The organism is Streptomyces sp. NPDC001663 (assembly GCF_042893105.1).
GTDB lineage: Bacteria > Actinomycetota > Actinomycetes > Streptomycetales > Streptomycetaceae > Streptomyces.
Genome location: NZ_JBIAUR010000005.1, coordinates 522,941 through 539,702, shown reverse-complemented (window position 1 = coordinate 539,702; position 16,762 = coordinate 522,941). Strand labels below are relative to the sequence as shown.

Below are 16,762 nucleotides of genomic sequence, written 5' to 3'. Positions count from 1 at the left end.
CGCCACCTGGCGCATCCCGGAGATCCTGTTTCTTTGACGTAAAACAAAAACATGATCGGGTGACCGGGTGCTGTGAGGGTCGTTGGCCGGGGAGCGGAACCATTTCTGCCTCTGTCCCAACTCGCCCCTCATATAAGGCACTTCTGTGGACGACACAACGAAAGCGACCACCAGCATCCGCACCAGGCTGCTGAGGATCCTGGTCCTCGCCCTCGCGGTCCTGCTGGCGCTGCTCGGCCTGGCGGCCGCCGAGCAGATCTCGGCCTATCGCAACGCATCCGCCACCGAGGACAACGCACGGCTGGAGGTCACGCTCCAGGGCCTCGTCCACGAGCTGCAGAAGGAGCGCGGGCTCACCACCGGATACGTCGGCGGCGTCGAGCAGTTCAAGGCCAAACTGCCCGCCCAGCGCAGGGCCACCGACACCGCGCGCGCCGAGCTCGACAAGGCGCTTCAGGGCCGCGAGGACGGCGCCGCCGACTCCGTGCGCGAGTCGCTCGGGCGGCTCGGCGGACTCGCCGGCATCCGCGGCCACGCCGACGACCACACCGGCGTGGTGAGGGACACCTTCGACTACTTCACCACCACGATCACCGTCCTCGACCGGCTCGACCTCGGCCTCGACGAAGTGCGCGACGGCACCCTGCGCGACGCCTATCAGGCCCTCCAGGTCCTCGGCAACGCCAAGGAGTTCACCGGAGAGGAGCGCGCCATCGTGCTCGGCTCGGTGCGCGCCTCCGGAGGCAGGTTCCGCGGCGACGACTACAGCCGGTTCATGCAGATCCGCGCCGCCCGCCTGGCCGCCCTCGCCGCCTTCCCGCGCACCGCCGGCGCGGCTCAGGAGCGCCGACTGGACGCGGCGATGACCACGCCGGACGCGGAGCGCATGCTGGCGTACGAGAGGGTCGCGGTGCGCGGAGCGGGCCGGCTGAGCTCGCACGACATTCCGCCGATGGCCTGGTGGGACTCGACGACCTCGACCATCAACGGGCTGCGGGACGTGCAGGTCTCGCTCGGCGCCGACGTCGAGAACCGCGCCGCCGGGCTGGAGAGCGCCGCCCAGCGCGACCTGCTGCTGTTCCTGCTGCTCGCCCTCGGCACCGTCGCCGCGCTCGGCACACTCGCACTGGACTGCGTACGGTCCGTCTCCACGCCACTCGCCGAACTCGCCCAGCAGGCACGGGAGATGGCCGGGGAGCGCCTGCCGCGAGCCGTGGCCGCGGTACAGGACGCCGCCTCCGGTGAGAGGCCCGAAGCGCCCGCCGCCCTCGCCCTGCCTCCGCGGGCGGGGGCCGAAGTCCGCGACGTCGCCGAGGCGTTCGACCGCGTCCAGCGCGCCGCCTTCGACCTCGCCACCGAGCAGGCCGTACTGCGCCGCAACGCCACCGACTCGCTGGTCAGTCTCGGCCGCCGCAACCAGAACCTGGTACGCCGTCAGATCAGCTTCATCAACAAGCTGGAGCACGAGGACGCCGAGCCGGCCACCCTGGCCAACCTCTTCGAGCTGGACCACCTGGCCACCCGTATGCGCCGCAACGCCGAGAGCCTGCTCGTGCTCGCCGGGGAGTCCAGTCCCCGGCCCTGGGCCACCCCGCTGGCCGTGACCGACGTGCTGCGGGCCGCGCTCTCCGAGGTCGAGGAGTACCCCCGGGTCACCCTGCGCCGCATCGATCCCGCGCACATCAGCGGATCGGTCGTTGCCGAAGTCGCCCATCTGCTCGCCGAGTTGATCGAGAACGCGCTGAGCTTCTCACCGCCGGACTCCGACGTGGAGATCGAGGGCCGGCGTACCAGCGCCGGATACCTGGTCGCGATCGTCGACCACGGGCTAGGCATGGACGCCCAGGCGATCGCGGAGGCGAACGTACGGCTGTCCGGGACCGCCAGCTTCATGGCCGAACCCGCCCGGTTCCTCGGCCACTTCGTGGTCGGCGCCCTCGCCCGCAAGTGCGGCATCGAGGTACGGCTCGGGGAGGCGCCGGCGGCCGGTGTGGTCGCGCGGGTGCTGATCCCCGTGTCGCTGCTGAAGGAGGCTCCCCAGGGCAAGGCGGCGGACTCGAAGGGCAAGGCCGAGGACAAGGCGGCGCCGGTGCTTCCCGCACCCCGCGAGGAGAAGGCGGCGCCCGCCGTGGAGCTCGTCACGGTCGCGGCCGAGGCGAAGGGGGACGCGAAGGTGAGCGACAGCAAGAGCGCCGGCGGGAAGGGCACCTCCGCCGCCCGTACCCGCAACGGGCTGGTCAAACGGCCGCAGCGCAGCGCCATTTCGGATGCCGTGAGTGAGACCGACCGGCCGGGGCGCCCTGCTCCCGCCGAGACCACGCCCGACCGCACCCCCGAGGAGATCTCCGGGATGCTCTCCACCCTGCGCAGTGCCCATATGCGGGGCGCGATCAGCGCGGAGAAGGAGAAGGAGAGGGGAAAGGGGAAGGGGAACAGCAAGGACAAGAGCGAGGGTGATGCACAGTGACCGCCGTCGACTCGCACAACGACTCGCAGACCTTCAACTGGCTGCTCGCCAACTTCGTCAAGAACACCGACGGCGTACGGGACGCGGTCGCCGTCTCCTCCGACGGGCTGTTGATCGCCGTGTCCGACGGGCTCGGGCGGACCGAGGCCGATCATCTCGCCGCGATCGTGTCGGGGCTCAGCAGCCTGGCGCGCAGTGCGTCCAAGCGGTACGGCTTCGACGGGGTCAAACTCATCATGATCGAGATGGGCCGCGGCTTCCTGCTCGTCTCCGCTGTCCGGGACGGCAGTTGTCTCGGCGTGCTCGCCGACAGCAGCGGTGAACTGGGCCTGGTCGGTTACGAGATGGCGGTGCTCGCGGAGCGGGCGGGTGATCTGCTCACGCCGGCGCTCATCGCCGATCTGCGGCAGGCGTTGCCCCGGTGAACGGCGAACACCCCGTGGACGTAGAACCAGTTGAGGACGAGACGTTCGTCCGGCCGTTCATCATCACCGGCGGCCGGGCCGAGCCGCTCCAGGCGGACCTGCGGCTGGAGACGCTGGTTGTCGCCGTCGGCCCGCCCGACGAGACGCTGACGTTCGAACGGCGGCACATCGTCGCGGTGTGCGAGCAGCCGACGACGGTTGCGGAGGTGGCATCGCAGGTCGGTGTCCCTCTCGGAGTCGCGAAGGTGCTCGTGTCCGACCTCGTCGTCGCCGGTCGGCTCGCTTGCCGGCAACCCGAGGAGCTGCCGCTCCAGATGCTCGAAAGGATCAGGGATCATGTCCGGGCGCTCTGACAGGATCGTGCCGCTTGCCGTGAAGATCGTGGTGAGCGGGGGACTCGGGGTCGGCAAGACCACGTTCATCGGGGCGATTTCGGAGATCGAACCGCTGGACACGGAGGCTGCGATCACGCAGGTCTCGGTCGGCGTCGATTCGCTCGACGGCGTCGAGTCGAAGACCACGACCACCGTTGCGTTGGATTTCGGGCGGATCACTCTTGATCCGACGATCGCGCTGTATCTGTTCGGGACACCCGGGCAGGACCGGTTCTCGTTCCTGTGGGACGACCTGGTGGAGGGGGCGCTGGGGACGGTTGTCCTCGCGGACACTCGGCGGATCGAGGAGTGTTTTCCGGCGGTCGATTATTTCGAGTCTCAGGGGGCACCGTTCGTCCTCGCGGTGAACCGGTTCGAAGGCGCTGAGCGTTTCGAACTCGAGGAAGTTCGGGAGGCGTTGGGGCTTCGTGACGATGTGCCGGTCGTCGAGTGTGACGCGCGGGAGCGGTCGTCGGTGCGGGATGTTCTGGGGGCGCTGATGGACCGGGTGATCGGTGTTCGGGCCGCACCCAAGAAGCGGGCTGCGATGGTGCGTTAGCGGGTGCGGCTTGTTTGTGGTTGCTCGCGCCCACGCGGCGGAGCCGCATATCGACACAGCCCGCGCCCCTGAAAAACCAGGGGCGCGGGGCGTACCCCCTAGCTCTTCAGCTCCGGCGGTGAGATCTGGGACTTCTCGATCGCCGAGCCCGTCGTACCCCACTTCTTGAGGATCTTCTGGTAAGTCCCGTCCGCTATCAGCTTGTTCACCGCCGACTGGAAGGCGGGGGCCAGGTTCGTGCCCTTCTTGAAGGCGAAGCCGACGTCCAGGCGGTGGAACTCGTTGAGGAACTTCACGCCCTCCTGGTGGGCCACCGCGTAACGCAGGCCGTTGATCGTGGACATCACGACGTCGCTGCGGCCCTGCTGGAGCGAGGACCAGATGGCGCCCGACTCGTTGTACGTCTGCACCTTGTAGGCCTTCTTGCCGGCCGCCGTGCAGACCTTCTTGTTCTCCTCCAGCGTGGCCTCGAAGGTCGTGCCCGCGCCCGTGGCGACGTTCAGGCCGCACAGCTGCTTGAGGTCGGTGACCTTGGACAGCTTGCTGTCCTTGCGGGTGGCGAAGCCCTGGCCGTCGTTGATGTAGGTGACGAAGTCGATCGTCTTGCGGCGTTCGTCGGTGACGCCGAAGTTGCTTGCGCCGAAGTCGTACTTGCCGCTGTCGAGGGCCGGCAGGATCGCCTCGAAGCCGGCCTGTTCCGTCTTGAGCCTGATACCGAGCACCTTGGCCACGGCGTTCGCGAAGTCGACGTCCTGGCCGGTCAGGGTCTTGCCGTCGTCCAGGTAGGTCGTGCCGGGCGGAGTGCCGCCGACGGCGACGGCGACCGTCAGGCTCTTGACGCCCGACGGCAGCAACTTGGCGGATGCCGCGTCCTTGTGGACGGCGGAGACGACGTCCGTGGTGGGGACCTTGTCGGACTTGGCCGCCGCGCCCACGGCGTCGGTCGAGCCGTCCGAACCCGAGCCGCATGCGGTGAGGAACAGTGCGGCCGAAGAAATCAGGGCAAAAGACGCGAGAAGGCCATTTCGGGTACGCGTGGGCGTGCGCATCGTGTGCGGTCTCCTGGAAGCAGAAAAGGAGTGAAAGAACGCGAGGGGAGGGGTGCGCGTGTGAAGGCGAAAGGAGAGAACGCTAAAGGCGCCCGGTCGGGCGCGCAGTGGGTCGGCTCAACAGGAACAGGACCACACTCGACCGAAGTCGATGTGGGAGCGCGTGACCAGCCACTGCTGTGGATGCATGGGCCAAGTGGAACAGGCATCCGGTTCTGCGTCAACTGACCTGAGACGTGCCGCTCACATCCTGGACAGCCTTGACAGTGAGGGGAAACGGCCCCGTACAGTCGATGGACGGCCCTGCTGAGGGGCTCGGCCGTAGCGCGCCCCACAACGCGCCTGTGTGAAGGCATCACCGTGTTCGACCTACGCGTCACGGAGCCTTCGCATGTCTTCCGACACTCTCGCCAAAGTCCCGGCGGCACCGGACATACCCGAGCAGGCCGATGCCCTGCGGATCGTTCCGCAGCGGCGGTTCGGTCAGTGGATCGCAGCCGTCCTCGTGCTCGCCCTGCTCGGTCTCGCCGTCAACTCCGTACTGCGCAACAAGGCGTTCCAGTGGGACGTCGTCGCCGACTACTTCACCTCGGACTCGGTGCTGCGCGGGCTGTGGCTCACGCTGTGGCTGACCGCCGTGGTGATGGTGCTCGGGTTCGCGCTGGGCACCTTGCTCGCCGCGTTCCGGCTGTCCGCCAACCCCGTGCTGCGGGCGGTGAGTTGGGGGTACGTCTGGCTCTTCCGGTCGATTCCGATCCTGGTGCAGCTGCTGCTCTGGTTCAACATCGGGGCCCTGTATCCCGAGCTGTTCGGGGTGAAGACCGTCAATCTGCTCGGGCCGGTCGAGGTCGCCATCGTCGGGCTGACGCTGCACGAGGCCGCCTACGCCGCCGAGGTCGTGCGCGGCGGGATCCTCTCCGTCGACCGCGGGCAGATCGAGGCCGCGCAGGCGCTCGGGCTGAGCCGATGGCGGCGCTGGCGGCGGATCGTACTGCCGCAGGCCATGCGCTCCATCGTGCCGCCCGCCGGGAACATGCTGATCGGCACCCTGAAGGGCACCTCCATCGTCAGCGTCATCGCGGTGAGCGACCTGCTCTTCTCGGTGCAGCTCGTCTACCACCGCACCTACCAGGTCATCCCGCTGCTGATGGTGGCCACCGTCTGGTACACCGTCGTCACCTCGGTGCTCGGCGTCGGCCAGTACTACGTGGAGAAGCACTACGCGCGCGGTTCGGAGCGCGCGCGATGAGGCACTCCCTGGTGATCGTGGGGGCCGGTCCGCGGGGGACCGGTCTGATCGAGCGGATCGCCGCCAACGCGCCCGAGCTGTACGGCGGTTCGGGCCTCGACATCCATCTCGTCGACCCGCATCCGCCGGGCGCCGGACGCATCTGGCGCGCCGCGCAGTCCCCGCTGCTGTGGATGAACTCGCACGCCGAGGACGTCACCATGTTCACCGACGAGACGGTGGCCATGGAGGGCCCGGTGCGCCAGGGCCCGACGCTGCACGAGTGGGCCGGCGTCGACGGCCGCGTCTTCGCGGACCGACAGTTGCAGGGGGCGTATCTGCGCTGGGTGCACGAGCAGGCGGTGGCGGCGCTCCCCCCTTCCGTCGCCGTCCACCACCATCCGCGGCGCGCCCTGCGGGTCGACGGCCCTCGCGAGGGCCGCCAGCAGGTGTGGCTGGAGGGACGGCCCAGACCGCTTCTCGCCGACCTCGTCGTGCTGACTCTCGGCCATCTCGACGCCGAACTCGACGACCAGCAGCGCGAGTTGGCCTCGTACGCACGCGCCCACGGTCTTGTCCACCTCCCTCCCGACTTCACGGCCGACAGCGACCTGAGCTCGCTGAAGGCCGGGGAACCCGTCCTTGTGCGCGGGTTCGGGCTCGCCTTCGTGGATCTGATGGTGCTGCTGACCGAGGGGCGCGGCGGACGGTACGAGGGCGAGACCTATGTGCCGTCCGGGCAGGAGCCGGTGCTGTACGTCGGCTCGCGGCGCGGAGTGCCGTACCACTCGAAGATCGGCTACGACTGGAGCGGTGAACGGCCGCCGCTGCCGCGGTTCTTCGGGCCGGCCGAGGTGGACGCACTGCTCGCCCGGCCGGACGGCTTCGCCCGCGGCGGAGCCGCTGTCGGATACAGCCGGCGGGACGTGTGGCCGCTGGTGGAGAAGGAGTTGGGGTTCGCGCACTACCACCGGCTGTTCACCGTGCATCCGGAGCGGACCCTCATGTCCTGGGCCGACTTCGAGGAGAAGTACGCGGCCGGGAGCGGCGCGGACATCCAGGCCCTGGTGACGGCCGCCGTGCCCGACCCCGCGGACCGGCTGGACCTGGCCGCGCTCGACCGTCCGCTGGACGGGGTGCGGTACGGGTCGTTCGAGGAGTTCCAGGACGGGCTGCGCACGTATGTCGAACGGGATCTGAGCAGGCGTCATGACCCCGAGTACAGCCCGGACCTGGCGGTCTTCCTCGGGCTGCTGTCCGTCTACGGTCAGCTGGTGCGGCTCGGCGGCATCGGGCCGTGGTGGCACGGCTTCTTCAGCTATCTGGCCTCCGGGCCGCCCGGACCGCGACTGCGGCAGATGCTCGCGCTGTCGCGTGCCGGGGTCCTGAAGTTCCTGGGCGCCGACATGACCGTCACCGCCGAGGACGGGGTGTTCCGGGCGGCCACTGCCACCGTGCCGGGCTCCTTCGTCGAGGCGCGGGCGCTGGTCGAGGCCCGGCTGCCCGAGCCGACGGTCGGGCGGGCCCGCGACACGCTGCTGCGCGAGCTGCACGCCGACGGGGCCGCCGAGACGCCCGACGGACTGCTCCGCGTGGACCCCGGCGACGGGCGGATCCTCGACCGGGCCGGCCGGCCGCATCCCCGGCGGTTCGCGCTCGGGCCCTACACCGACGGACGTACGCCCGGCGCCTTCACCCGGCCGCGCACCGGCGGGCCGGCGTTCCGGCAGAACGACGCCACCGCGCGGGCCGCGCTGCGGTTCCTGGCCGAGCTCTCCTCCCGAACGGCCGCATGACACCCCCTACTGCAAGGAATCCCACGATGAGCGTCATGGTCGACATCAGGTCCGTCCACAAGAGCTTCGGCTCGCTCGAGGTCCTCAAGGGCATCGATCTGCAGGTGCGCACCGGCCAGGTCACCGTCGTCCTCGGCCCCTCCGGCTCCGGCAAGTCGACGCTGCTGCGCACCATCAACCACCTGGAGAAGGTGGACCACGGGGCGATCAGCGTGGACGGCGAGCTGGTCGGCTACCGGCGCTCCGGCGACAAGCTGCACGAACTGCCCGAGCGCGAGGTGCTCAAGCAGCGCACACGGATCGGCTTCGTCTTCCAGAACTTCAACCTGTTCCCGCACCTCACCGTGGTGGAGAACGTCATCGAGGCGCCCGTGTCCGCGCTGAAGCGGCCGCGCAAGGAGGCCGTCGAGACGGCGCGCCGGCTGCTCGACCGGGTGGGCCTCGCCGACAAGACCGACGCCTACCCCCGGCAGCTGTCCGGCGGACAGCAGCAGCGCGTCGCCATCGCGCGGGCGCTCGCGCTGGAGCCGAAGCTGCTGCTCTTCGACGAACCGACCTCCGCGCTCGACCCCGAACTGGTCGGTGAAGTCCTCGACGTCATCAAGGATTTGGCCCACCAGGGCACCACGATGATCGTCGTCACGCACGAGATCGGCTTCGCCCGCGAGGTCGCCGACACCGTTGTCTTCATGGACGGCGGACGGATCGTCGAGCAGGGCACACCGGCGGACGTACTGGACAACCCGCGGCAGGAGCGCACGCGGACGTTTCTCTCGAAGGTGCTGTGATGCTGCATCTCTCTGCTGCTGTCGACCAACCCTCCGCCTACGACGCCGGCTCCCACGTCGAGCTGGCGCGGCTCGCCGAGCGCGGCGGGCTGGACTTCGTGACGCTCGGAGACACCTTCGGCCGCCCAGGGCCCGACGCGCTCGCCGTCCTTTCCCGGGTTGCGCCCGCCACCGGCCGTATCGGCCTGGTGCCCACCGTCACGACCACGCACACCGAGCCCTTCCACGTCCAGGCCGCCGTCGCCACCCTCGACTGGGTCAGCCGCGGGCGGGCCGGCTGGCGCATCGACGTGTCGACCACCGAGGGCGAGGCCCGTCTCTTCGGGCGCCGGCACGCGGCACCCGCCGACGAACTGTGGCGGGAGGCCGGCGAAGTCGCCGACGTCGCCGCCAGGTTGTGGGACAGCTGGGAGGACGACGCCGAGATACGGGACGTGGCCACCGGCCGCTTCATCGACCGGGACAAGCTGCACTACGTCGACTTCACCGGCGCCGGCTTCTCGGTGAAGGGCCCCTCGATCGTGCCGCGCCCGCCGCAGGGCCACCCCGTCCGCGTGGTCGACGCCACCGAGGGGCACGCCCGGCGCACCGCCGCCCGGTACGCCGACGTGGCGCTCGTACGGGCCGCGAGTCCCGCCCAGGCGGCCGCCGTACGCGACGAACTGCGGTCGGCCGCAGCGGAGTTCGGGCGCGACCCCCGCGCCCTGCGCGTCCTCGCGAGCCTCCTCGTCGACCTCGGCGACGGCGAGCATGCGGCCGAGCCGGGACACGGCGGTGGCGGGCCCCGGCAGACCGCGCAGGGCCCGCTGTACCGGGGCGGCCCGGTGGACCTCGCCGAGCTGATCGCCACCTGGCACACCGACGGCATCGTCGACGGCTTCCACCTCACGCCCACCGAGCCGCGCCGTGACCTGGAGCGGCTCGTCAACGGCACGGTGGCGCTGCTGCAGCACCGCGGTCTGTTCCGGACCTTCTACCCGGGCAGCACGCTCAGGGAGCACCTGGGCCTCGCCAGGCCCGCCAACCAGTACGCCGTGACAGGGGGAACGTCATGACCGTACGACCTCGTGGGCCCCGCGGCCGGAGGCCGCCCAAGAAGCACTGCCACCTGGCGGCGCACTTCCCCGGCGTCAACAACACCACCGTATGGGCCGATCCGCGGTCCAAGTCGCAGATCGACTTCTCGTCGTTCGAGCATCTCGCCCGTACCGCCGAGCGCGGGCTGTTCGACTTCTTCTTCCTCGCCGAGGGGCTGCGGCTGCGTGAACACAAGGGCCGCATCCACGACTTGGACGTGGTGGGGCGGCCCGAGTCGCTCACCGTCCTGAACGCGCTCGCCGGCGTCACCGAACACCTCGGGCTCGCCGCCACCGTCAACGCGACCTTCAACGAGCCGTACGAACTCGCCCGCAGGCTGGCCACGTTGGACCACCTCAGCGGTGGCCGGGCGGCCTGGAACGTGGTGACGTCCTCCGATGCCTTCACCGGCGAGAACTTCCGGCGGGGCGGCTTCCTGGACCGGGCCGACCGGTACACGCGGGCCGCCGAATTCGTCGCCACGGCAAGGCAGTTGTGGGACTCGTGGACCCCCGACGGCGTCCCTCGGCCCTTCGCGCACCGCGGCGAACACTTCGACATCGCGGGCGAGTTCACCGTGCCGCGCTCGCCGCAGGGGCACCCGGTCGTCATCCAGGCCGGTGACTCGGACGAGGGGCGGGAGTTCGCCGCCTCCACGGCCGACATCATCTTCACCCGGCACGGCACGCTGGAGGCGGGACGCTCCTTCTACGCCGATGTGAAACGGCGGCTGGCCAAGTACGGCCGTGAACCGGGGGACTTGAAGATCATGCCCGGCGTCACCGTCGTCCTCGGCGACACCGCCGCCGAGGCGCAGGAGAGGGCCACCGAGATCCGGCGGCAGCAGGTCTCCCCGCAGAACGCGATCCTCGCCCTGGAACAGGTCTGGGGCGTCGATCTGTCGTCGTACGACCCCGACGGGCCGCTTCCCGAGATCGACCCGGTGGCGGAGTCCGGGATCACCCAGGGGCGGACCCGGCGCGGCGACACCGTCGCGATCGCCGAGAAGTGGCGGGCGCTGTCGAAGGAGAAGGGACTGTCCATCCGGCAGACCGTGATCGAGGCGGGCGGACGGCAGTCCTTCATCGGCACCCCGGAGGCCGTGGCCGCCGAGCTCGACGAGTTCGTGCAGAAGGACGCCGCCGACGGGTTCATCGTCCAGCCGCTGATCACCCCGCGCGGGCTCGACGAGTTCGTGGACCGTGTGGTGCCGCTGCTCCAGGAGCGGGGCGCGTTCCGCACGGAATACCGGGGGACCACGCTGCGCTCACACCTCGGGTTGCCCGACCCGGTATGGAAAGGCTGATCACATGACGACAGATGCTGCTGACGAGTGGAAGCAGTGGCACGAGCACCGCGTCGAGACGGTGTCGGCGCGCTACGGGCCGCTCGCGCTGACCGGCACGTACTGGCTCGAGGACCATCCGGACGGGCGACTTCCGGACATCCCGGGGGTCTGGGCGGCCGACGGCGAGGGCGTGGAGCTGACCGCCGTCGCGGCCGACGGTCTGACGGTGGACGGGCAGCCCCTCGACGGTGCGGTCCGGCTCGCGGCCGACCCGGGACCGGCGGACGCGGCCCGGGTGGCGTACGGCGAGCGGCGGCTGGTCGTGCTGGTGCGTGAAGGCGTGTGGGGCGTGCGGGACTTCGACCCGGCGTCGCAGGCGCGGCGCACGTTCCGCGGTATCGACGCCACGCCCTACGATCCGCGCTGGTCGGTGCCGGGGCGCTTCACTCCGTACGGCGAGGACCGCACCGTGCGCGTGGCGAACGCGGACGGGCGCGAACGCGGGCTCGGACTCGCCGGCGAACTGGCCTTCACGCTCGACGGACAGGACCTCACCCTCCAGGTCGCGGTCCAGGGCGACGTGCTGTGGGCGGTCTTCGCCGACACGACCAGCGGGGACGGAAGTTACCGCTTCCGTTTCCTCCACCCGGCGGCCCCCGACGCCGAGGGCCGTACGACGGTCGACCTCAACCGCGCCGTGCTGCCGCCGTGTGCCTTCGCGGACCACTTCATCTGCCCTTTTCCGCCGCCCGGGAACACGCTGGGGGTCGCGGTGGAGGCGGGTGAGCACAACCTGGTCTGAACCAGGGCACGGGTGGCCAAAAAGCATAGTCCGTTCAAAGGTTGACGGCCGAAAGGCACTCTTGCGTCTACCGGTCGTTCGGCCGAATACTCCCCGCAAGCGCTTGTCAGGGGCACGGCGTGTCCGGAATCCGGACGATCGGGCCCCTGGCTGCGCCTCACGGGCCCCGACCCCACGCGGGCCCACCGACTTCCCCTTGGGAGGAACGAACGTGAGGATCAAGCGCACAACCCCCCGCAGCGGCATTACGAGACGGACCCGGCTGATCGCCGTCACCACCGGACTCGTGGCCGCCGCAGCGATCGCGGTCCCCAGCGCGAACGCGTCCACGGCCACCCCCTTCAGCACGGCCCAGCTGAAGAGCGCCAACGCCTCTGTGCTCAAGGCGGACGTCCCGGGCACCGCCTGGGCCGTCGACAGCAAGACCAACCGCGTTGTCGTCACCGTCGACAGCACGGTCTCCAAGGCCGAGATCGCGAAGATCAAGCGGCAGGCCGGCAGCAACTCCGGTGCCCTGACCATCAAGCGCACCGCGGGGCAGTTCAAGCCGCTGATCACCGGCGGCGACGCCATCTACGGCGGCTCGTACCGCTGTTCGCTCGGCTTCAACGTGCACAGCGGCAGCACCTACTACTTCCTGACCGCCGGCCACTGCGGTGAGGTCGCCTCCACCTGGTACTCCAACTCCGGCCACACCACGACGCTGGGTACCAACGTGAGCTACAGCTTCCCGACCAACGACTTCGCGCTGGTGCGCTACACCAACTCCTCGATCGCGCACCCGAGCTCGGTCGGCAGCCAGACCATCACCAGCGCGGCCACTCCGAGTGTCGGCACCACGGTCTACCGCCGTGGCTCCACCACCGGCACCCACAGCGGCCGGGTCACCGCGCTGAACGCCACCGTCAACTACGGCGGCGGCGACGTCGTCTACGGCATGATCCAGACCACGGTCTGCGCCGAGGGCGGCGACAGCGGCGGTCCGCTCTACGGCGGCACCGTGGCCTACGGTCTGACCTCCGGCGGCAGCGGCAACTGCACCTCCGGCGGCACGACCTTCTTCCAGCCGGTCACCGAGGCCCTGAGCTACTACGGCGTGAGCGTCGGCTGACGAGCCGGTTCGACACGCGCAGCCAGCAGTAGGCGAGCCCCCGTACGCAACTGGCGTGCGGGGGCTCGCCCTTGTCCGTGCCCCGGAGTTACCTTCGAGGTACAGGAAGTACGTCTCTGTAATAACTCCTCTGTAATACGCCCATACGCCCACTTCGGACCCTGGGGGGCCGGCATGGTCGAGGAGCTGGTGGTGGCGGGAGTGACCCTCGCGTCCGCTGGTGCGGTGTACGTGATGGCGGCGGCGCGGGTCGTCAAACAGTACGAACGCGGTGTCGTGTTCCGGCTCGGGAAGCTCCGCTCCGAGGTGCGCGAGCCGGGGTTCACGATGATCGTCCCGTTCGTGGACAAGCTCCGCAAAGTGAACATGCAGATCGTGACGATGCCCGTGCCCGGGCAGGAGGGCATCACCCGGGACAACGTCACGGTGCGGGTGGACGCCGTCGTCTACTTCAAGGTGACCTCGCCGGCCGAGGCGGTCGTCCGGGTCGAGGACTACCGGTTCGCGGTCGCGCAGATGGCGCAGACCTCGCTGAGGTCCATCATCGGCAAGAGCGAGCTGGACGATCTGCTCTCCAACCGCGAAAAGCTCAACCAGGGGCTGGAGTTGATGATCGACAGCCCGGCCGTGGAGTGGGGCGTCACCATCGACCGTGTGGAGATCAAGGACGTCTCCCTGCCCGAGACCATGAAGCGCTCCATGGCCCGGCAGGCCGAGGCGGACCGCGAGCGGCGGGCGCGGGTCATCAACGCCGACGCCGAACTGCAGGCGTCGAAGAAGCTCGCCGAGGCCGCCAGGGAGATGTCCGAGCAGCCCGCCGCGCTGCAACTGCGGCTGCTGCAGACGGTGGTGGCGGTCGCCGCCGAGAAGAACTCCACGCTCGTCCTGCCGTTCCCGGTGGAGCTGCTGCGGTTCCTGGAGAAGGCCCAGCAGGGGGGTCCTGTGCCCCAGCAGGCTCCTCAGCAAGCGCCTCGGCAGGTTGCGTCGCAGATTCCTCAGCAACCGGTGCAGGAGCAACTTCCGCCTCTGGCGCCTCGCTTGGATTCGGATCCCGATGGGTCGAATTCAAGACAGGACTAGACCTCACAGAGTGCGCACAGGCTACTCGCTCGTAGTGTTTGCAGAGCGAAGACGTGGGGTGACCGTGGACTGTCAAAAGTGTGGGGGCGTGCGAAGCGCGTTCTACGCGCGTCCTGAAGACGCCCTTGTGTGCTCCCTGTTGGCCTCGGGATAGTAGGCGCTGTTCAACGCCTTCCGGTCCGGCGGGGTCCCCACAACCTCCCGGGCCGAACCCCCCACAGGAGGACCTGAGTTGAAACACCGACGCATACCCAAGCGGCGGGCAGCCCTGGCCGGTGCGGGCATCGCCGCACTCGTGGCCGCGGGAGTTACCTTCCAGACTGCGAACGCCAGTGAGCCCGCGAAGGACTCCGCGCCCCAGACCCTGTCGGCCCTGGCGGCCGGAAAGCTTGCCTCGACGCTCGGCAAGGACCTGGGCGCCGACGCGGCGGGAACGTACTACGACGCGAAGGCCAAGAGCCTTGTCGTGAACGTGCTCGACAAGGCCGCCGCCGAGACGGTCGAGGCGGCCGGCGCCAAGGCCAGAATCGTCGAGAACTCGCTGGCCGAACTGGACGGCGCCCGTACGACGCTGACGAAGGACGCCACCATCCCCGGTACGTCGTGGTCGACGGACCCGGTGAGCAACAAGGTCGTCGTCACCGCCGACAAGACCGTCTCCAAGACCGAGTTGGCCAAGCTGTCCGAGGTCGTCGACGGGCTCGGTGCCAAGGCCGAACTCAAGCGCTCGAAGGGGGAGTTCAAGCCCTTCATCGCGGGCGGCGACGCCATCTCCGGCTCGGGCGGGCGCTGCTCGCTCGGCTTCAACGTGACCAAGGGCGGCGAGCCGTACTTCCTCACCGCCGGTCACTGCACCGACGCGATCAAGACCTGGTCGGACTCCAGCGGCAACCAGATCGGCGAGAACGCCGACTCCCAGTTCCCGGGCAATGACTTCGGCCTGGTCAAGTACACCGCCGATGTGGACCACCCGAGCGAGGTCGACCTCTACAACGGCTCCACCCAGAAGATCACCAAGGCTGCCGAGGCCACGGTCGGCGAGAAGGTGACCCGCAGCGGTTCGACCACCCAGGTGCACGACGGTACGGTCACCGGTCTGAACGCCACCGTGAACTACTCGGAGGGCACGGTCAGCGGTCTCATCCAGACCGACGTCTGCGCCGAGCCCGGCGACAGCGGTGGCTCGCTCTTCGACGGCGAGTCGGCGATCGGTCTCACCTCCGGTGGCAGCGGTGACTGCACCTCCGGCGGGGAGACCTTCTTCCAGCCGGTCACCGAGGCGCTGTCGGCCGAGGGTGCCGAGATCGGCTGACGGTTGCAGTTACTGCGTGAAGTCCCGCCCCGCGCGCGAGGGGCGGGACTTTCGTGTGCGGGTGCGGGTGCGTTGTGTAGGCCTGCGGCGCATCTGCGGGTTCGGTGGGGGTGCGTGTAGCGCCTGCCCATGCGTCTGGGGTCGGGGCCGCGCCGGGGGGTGTCCGTCCTCGGTCGGGCGGATGCCGTCTTGTGCGGCTGTGCCCGGTAGTGGACGCCCGCCGCTGCGGGCGGACACCCCCCGGCACGTCCCCTTTCCGTCGTGGGCGGGTGCGGGTGTCCGTTCACCTTTCCGCCGTGGGCGAGTGCGGGACTCCACATGCGTATGTCCTACGACGCCTCGGCCGGCTGCCTCGCTTCTGTGTGCCGTTCCCGCAGTACTGCCGCCGCCAGCGTCACCGCGATGCCTGCGGCTGCCCATGCCGACAGCACCAGCAGTGGTCCTGTTGTGGCGTTGCCCTTGAAGTACGCGATCGAGCGGGCCACCCAGGTGCCTGCGCCCGGTGGCAGTGCGGGGCCGATGGCTCTCCAGAACGGGGGGAGCAGTGGTGGAGGCAGGGCGCCGCCCGCGCTCGGGTTGCCGAGGATTACGACGAGCAGGATGACCAGGCCGATGCCGGCCAGGCCGAAGACGCCCTGGAACGCGAGCGTGGCGGCGCCGACCGCGAAGATGATCAGGGCACCGAGTCCCCAGAAGGACATGAAACTGCCGGGCAGGGCGCCCAGGATCGGCCCCACGATCAGCGCACCGCCGAGGCCGCCGGCGATGCCGACCGCGGCCATGGCGGTCAGGCGGATCACCGCCCGGCGTGGGTTGTTGTGGCCGGAGCCCGCGCTGATCGTCATGATCGACGCGCAGAGGTAGCCGCCCACGCACCAGCCGACGGTCACGTAGAAGGAGGAGAGGCCGTTGGCGTCCTGGGTGTCGGCCGGGGCCACGTCGAGGGTGCGCAGCGTGCGTCGCTCGGACTTGTCCAGGGTGGTGATCAGGGTCGTGAGGGTGGTGGCCAGGACTCTGCCGCCGCCGGTGGCGACCAGCAGTGTGTCGGTGGTGCCGGACGGGTCGATGATCAGTGCCCCGTCGATGTCCCGGTTCAGGATCTGGTTACGGGCCGTCGCCGCGTCGGTCACCGCACGCGGGTCGAGGGGGTCGCCGGGCAGCTTCTCCAGGCGGGCCACCGCCTGCTGGGCGGCGGCGGGGGGTGCGACGACCCCGAACGGCACGTCCTTGGGCTTCGGGTCGTGCAGCGCCCCCACGTAGGAGGCGATGAAGAGCAGAGCGAGGGCGACCACACCGATCACCAGCAGCGTGGCCCGCGGGGTGACGGCGTCCTTCACCTCGGCGAGAAGGGTCCTCTGTGTCATGTCCTCACAGTCCGAGGCGGTGGATGTTTCCGCAGGTAGGGA

15 protein-coding genes are annotated in these 16,762 nt (G+C 69.7%); 13 read left to right on the top strand and 2 right to left on the bottom strand.

Annotation, left to right across the window (positions count from 1 at the left end):
* The first annotated feature begins 145 nt into the window (after nucleotides 1-145).
* From ACFY1L_RS19385 to ACFY1L_RS19370, 4 genes are read left to right on the top strand one after another with little or no spacing between them, the layout of a single operon-like run.
* Nucleotides 146-2,467: a nitrate- and nitrite sensing domain-containing protein gene (locus ACFY1L_RS19385; RefSeq protein WP_388825197.1), complete on the top strand. Its 2,322-nt coding sequence runs from the start codon at nucleotides 146-148 to the stop codon at nucleotides 2,465-2,467.
* Nucleotides 2,464-2,892: a roadblock/LC7 domain-containing protein gene (locus tag ACFY1L_RS19380; RefSeq protein ID WP_388825195.1), complete on the top strand. Its 429-nt coding sequence runs from the start codon at nucleotides 2,464-2,466 to the stop codon at nucleotides 2,890-2,892. The genes ACFY1L_RS19385 and ACFY1L_RS19380 overlap by 4 nt, the downstream gene beginning before the upstream one ends.
* Complete coding sequence (locus ACFY1L_RS19375; RefSeq protein WP_388825192.1) at nucleotides 2,889-3,245, top strand: DUF742 domain-containing protein; 357 nt, start codon at nucleotides 2,889-2,891, stop codon at nucleotides 3,243-3,245. The genes ACFY1L_RS19380 and ACFY1L_RS19375 overlap by 4 nt, the downstream gene beginning before the upstream one ends.
* Nucleotides 3,229-3,825 (top strand): ATP/GTP-binding protein, encoded by a 597-nt coding sequence (locus ACFY1L_RS19370; RefSeq protein ID WP_388825190.1) that lies wholly within the window; start codon nucleotides 3,229-3,231, stop codon nucleotides 3,823-3,825. The genes ACFY1L_RS19375 and ACFY1L_RS19370 overlap by 17 nt, the downstream gene beginning before the upstream one ends.
* A gap of 98 nt (nucleotides 3,826-3,923) precedes the next feature.
* Here ACFY1L_RS19370 and ACFY1L_RS19365 read toward each other — a convergent pair whose 3' ends face one another.
* Nucleotides 3,924-4,874, bottom strand: coding sequence for an ABC transporter substrate-binding protein (locus ACFY1L_RS19365; protein WP_388825187.1), 951 nt, complete (start codon nucleotides 4,872-4,874; stop codon nucleotides 3,924-3,926).
* A gap of 391 nt (nucleotides 4,875-5,265) precedes the next feature.
* Between ACFY1L_RS19365 and ACFY1L_RS19360 the strand changes: the two genes are divergently transcribed.
* From ACFY1L_RS19360 to ACFY1L_RS19320, 9 genes are all read left to right on the top strand, one after another.
* Nucleotides 5,266-6,123 (top strand): amino acid ABC transporter permease, encoded by an 858-nt coding sequence (locus ACFY1L_RS19360; RefSeq protein ID WP_388825184.1) that lies wholly within the window; start codon nucleotides 5,266-5,268, stop codon nucleotides 6,121-6,123.
* Nucleotides 6,120-7,898, top strand: a complete 1,779-nt coding sequence (locus tag ACFY1L_RS19355; RefSeq protein WP_388825182.1) for an FAD/NAD(P)-binding protein — start codon at nucleotides 6,120-6,122, stop codon at nucleotides 7,896-7,898. The genes ACFY1L_RS19360 and ACFY1L_RS19355 overlap by 4 nt, the downstream gene beginning before the upstream one ends.
* A gap of 26 nt (nucleotides 7,899-7,924) precedes the next feature.
* Complete coding sequence (locus ACFY1L_RS19350) at nucleotides 7,925-8,686, top strand: amino acid ABC transporter ATP-binding protein (RefSeq protein ID WP_388825179.1); 762 nt, start codon at nucleotides 7,925-7,927, stop codon at nucleotides 8,684-8,686.
* The gene (locus ACFY1L_RS19345; RefSeq protein WP_388825176.1) at nucleotides 8,686-9,741 is read left to right on the top strand and encodes an LLM class flavin-dependent oxidoreductase; all 1,056 of its coding nucleotides are present in this window, start codon (nucleotides 8,686-8,688) and stop codon (nucleotides 9,739-9,741) included. The genes ACFY1L_RS19350 and ACFY1L_RS19345 overlap by 1 nt, the downstream gene beginning before the upstream one ends.
* Nucleotides 9,738-11,069, top strand: coding sequence for an NtaA/DmoA family FMN-dependent monooxygenase (locus ACFY1L_RS19340; RefSeq protein ID WP_388825173.1), 1,332 nt, complete (start codon nucleotides 9,738-9,740; stop codon nucleotides 11,067-11,069). Before ACFY1L_RS19345 ends, ACFY1L_RS19340 begins: the two co-directional genes overlap by 4 nt.
* A 4-nt stretch (nucleotides 11,070-11,073) precedes the next feature.
* Entirely contained in the window at nucleotides 11,074-11,853 is a 780-nt protein-coding gene (locus tag ACFY1L_RS19335) for a DUF1684 domain-containing protein (protein WP_388825170.1), read from the top strand.
* A gap of 211 nt (nucleotides 11,854-12,064) precedes the next feature.
* Nucleotides 12,065-12,964 carry a S1 family peptidase gene (locus ACFY1L_RS19330; protein ID WP_388825167.1) on the top strand — a complete coding sequence of 300 codons (900 nt, stop codon included), beginning with the start codon at nucleotides 12,065-12,067 and terminating at the stop codon, nucleotides 12,962-12,964.
* 174 nt (nucleotides 12,965-13,138) lie between these two features.
* Nucleotides 13,139-14,044, top strand: a complete 906-nt coding sequence (locus tag ACFY1L_RS19325) for a slipin family protein (protein WP_388825164.1) — start codon at nucleotides 13,139-13,141, stop codon at nucleotides 14,042-14,044.
* A 232-nt stretch (nucleotides 14,045-14,276) separates the two neighbouring features.
* Nucleotides 14,277-15,356, top strand: a complete 1,080-nt coding sequence (locus ACFY1L_RS19320) for a S1 family peptidase (protein ID WP_388825161.1) — start codon at nucleotides 14,277-14,279, stop codon at nucleotides 15,354-15,356.
* 329 nt (nucleotides 15,357-15,685) lie between these two features.
* On the opposite strand, the gene ACFY1L_RS19315 is transcribed toward ACFY1L_RS19320, so the two are convergent.
* Complete coding sequence (locus ACFY1L_RS19315) at nucleotides 15,686-16,720, bottom strand: DUF3533 domain-containing protein (RefSeq protein ID WP_388825158.1); 1,035 nt, start codon at nucleotides 16,718-16,720, stop codon at nucleotides 15,686-15,688.
* Nucleotides 16,721-16,762: the final 42 nt, after the last annotated feature.

Excerpts from the sequence above, each read along its gene's own strand:
- ACFY1L_RS19370 (WP_388825190.1), top strand. The coding sequence starts at position 3,229 with ATGTCCGGGCGCTCTGACAGGATCGTGCCGCTTGCCGTGAAGATCGTG.
- ACFY1L_RS19365 (WP_388825187.1), bottom strand. The coding sequence starts at position 4,874 with ATGCGCACGCCCACGCGTACCCGAAATGGCCTTCTCGCGTCTTTTGCC.
- ACFY1L_RS19360 (WP_388825184.1), top strand. The coding sequence starts at position 5,266 with ATGTCTTCCGACACTCTCGCCAAAGTCCCGGCGGCACCGGACATACCC.
- ACFY1L_RS19355 (WP_388825182.1), top strand. The coding sequence starts at position 6,120 with ATGAGGCACTCCCTGGTGATCGTGGGGGCCGGTCCGCGGGGGACCGGT.
- ACFY1L_RS19350 (WP_388825179.1), top strand. The coding sequence starts at position 7,925 with ATGAGCGTCATGGTCGACATCAGGTCCGTCCACAAGAGCTTCGGCTCG.
- ACFY1L_RS19345 (WP_388825176.1), top strand. The coding sequence starts at position 8,686 with ATGCTGCATCTCTCTGCTGCTGTCGACCAACCCTCCGCCTACGACGCC.
- ACFY1L_RS19340 (WP_388825173.1), top strand. The coding sequence starts at position 9,738 with ATGACCGTACGACCTCGTGGGCCCCGCGGCCGGAGGCCGCCCAAGAAG.
- ACFY1L_RS19335 (WP_388825170.1), top strand. The coding sequence starts at position 11,074 with ATGACGACAGATGCTGCTGACGAGTGGAAGCAGTGGCACGAGCACCGC.
- ACFY1L_RS19325 (WP_388825164.1), top strand. The coding sequence starts at position 13,139 with ATGGTCGAGGAGCTGGTGGTGGCGGGAGTGACCCTCGCGTCCGCTGGT.
- ACFY1L_RS19315 (WP_388825158.1), bottom strand. The coding sequence starts at position 16,720 with ATGACACAGAGGACCCTTCTCGCCGAGGTGAAGGACGCCGTCACCCCG.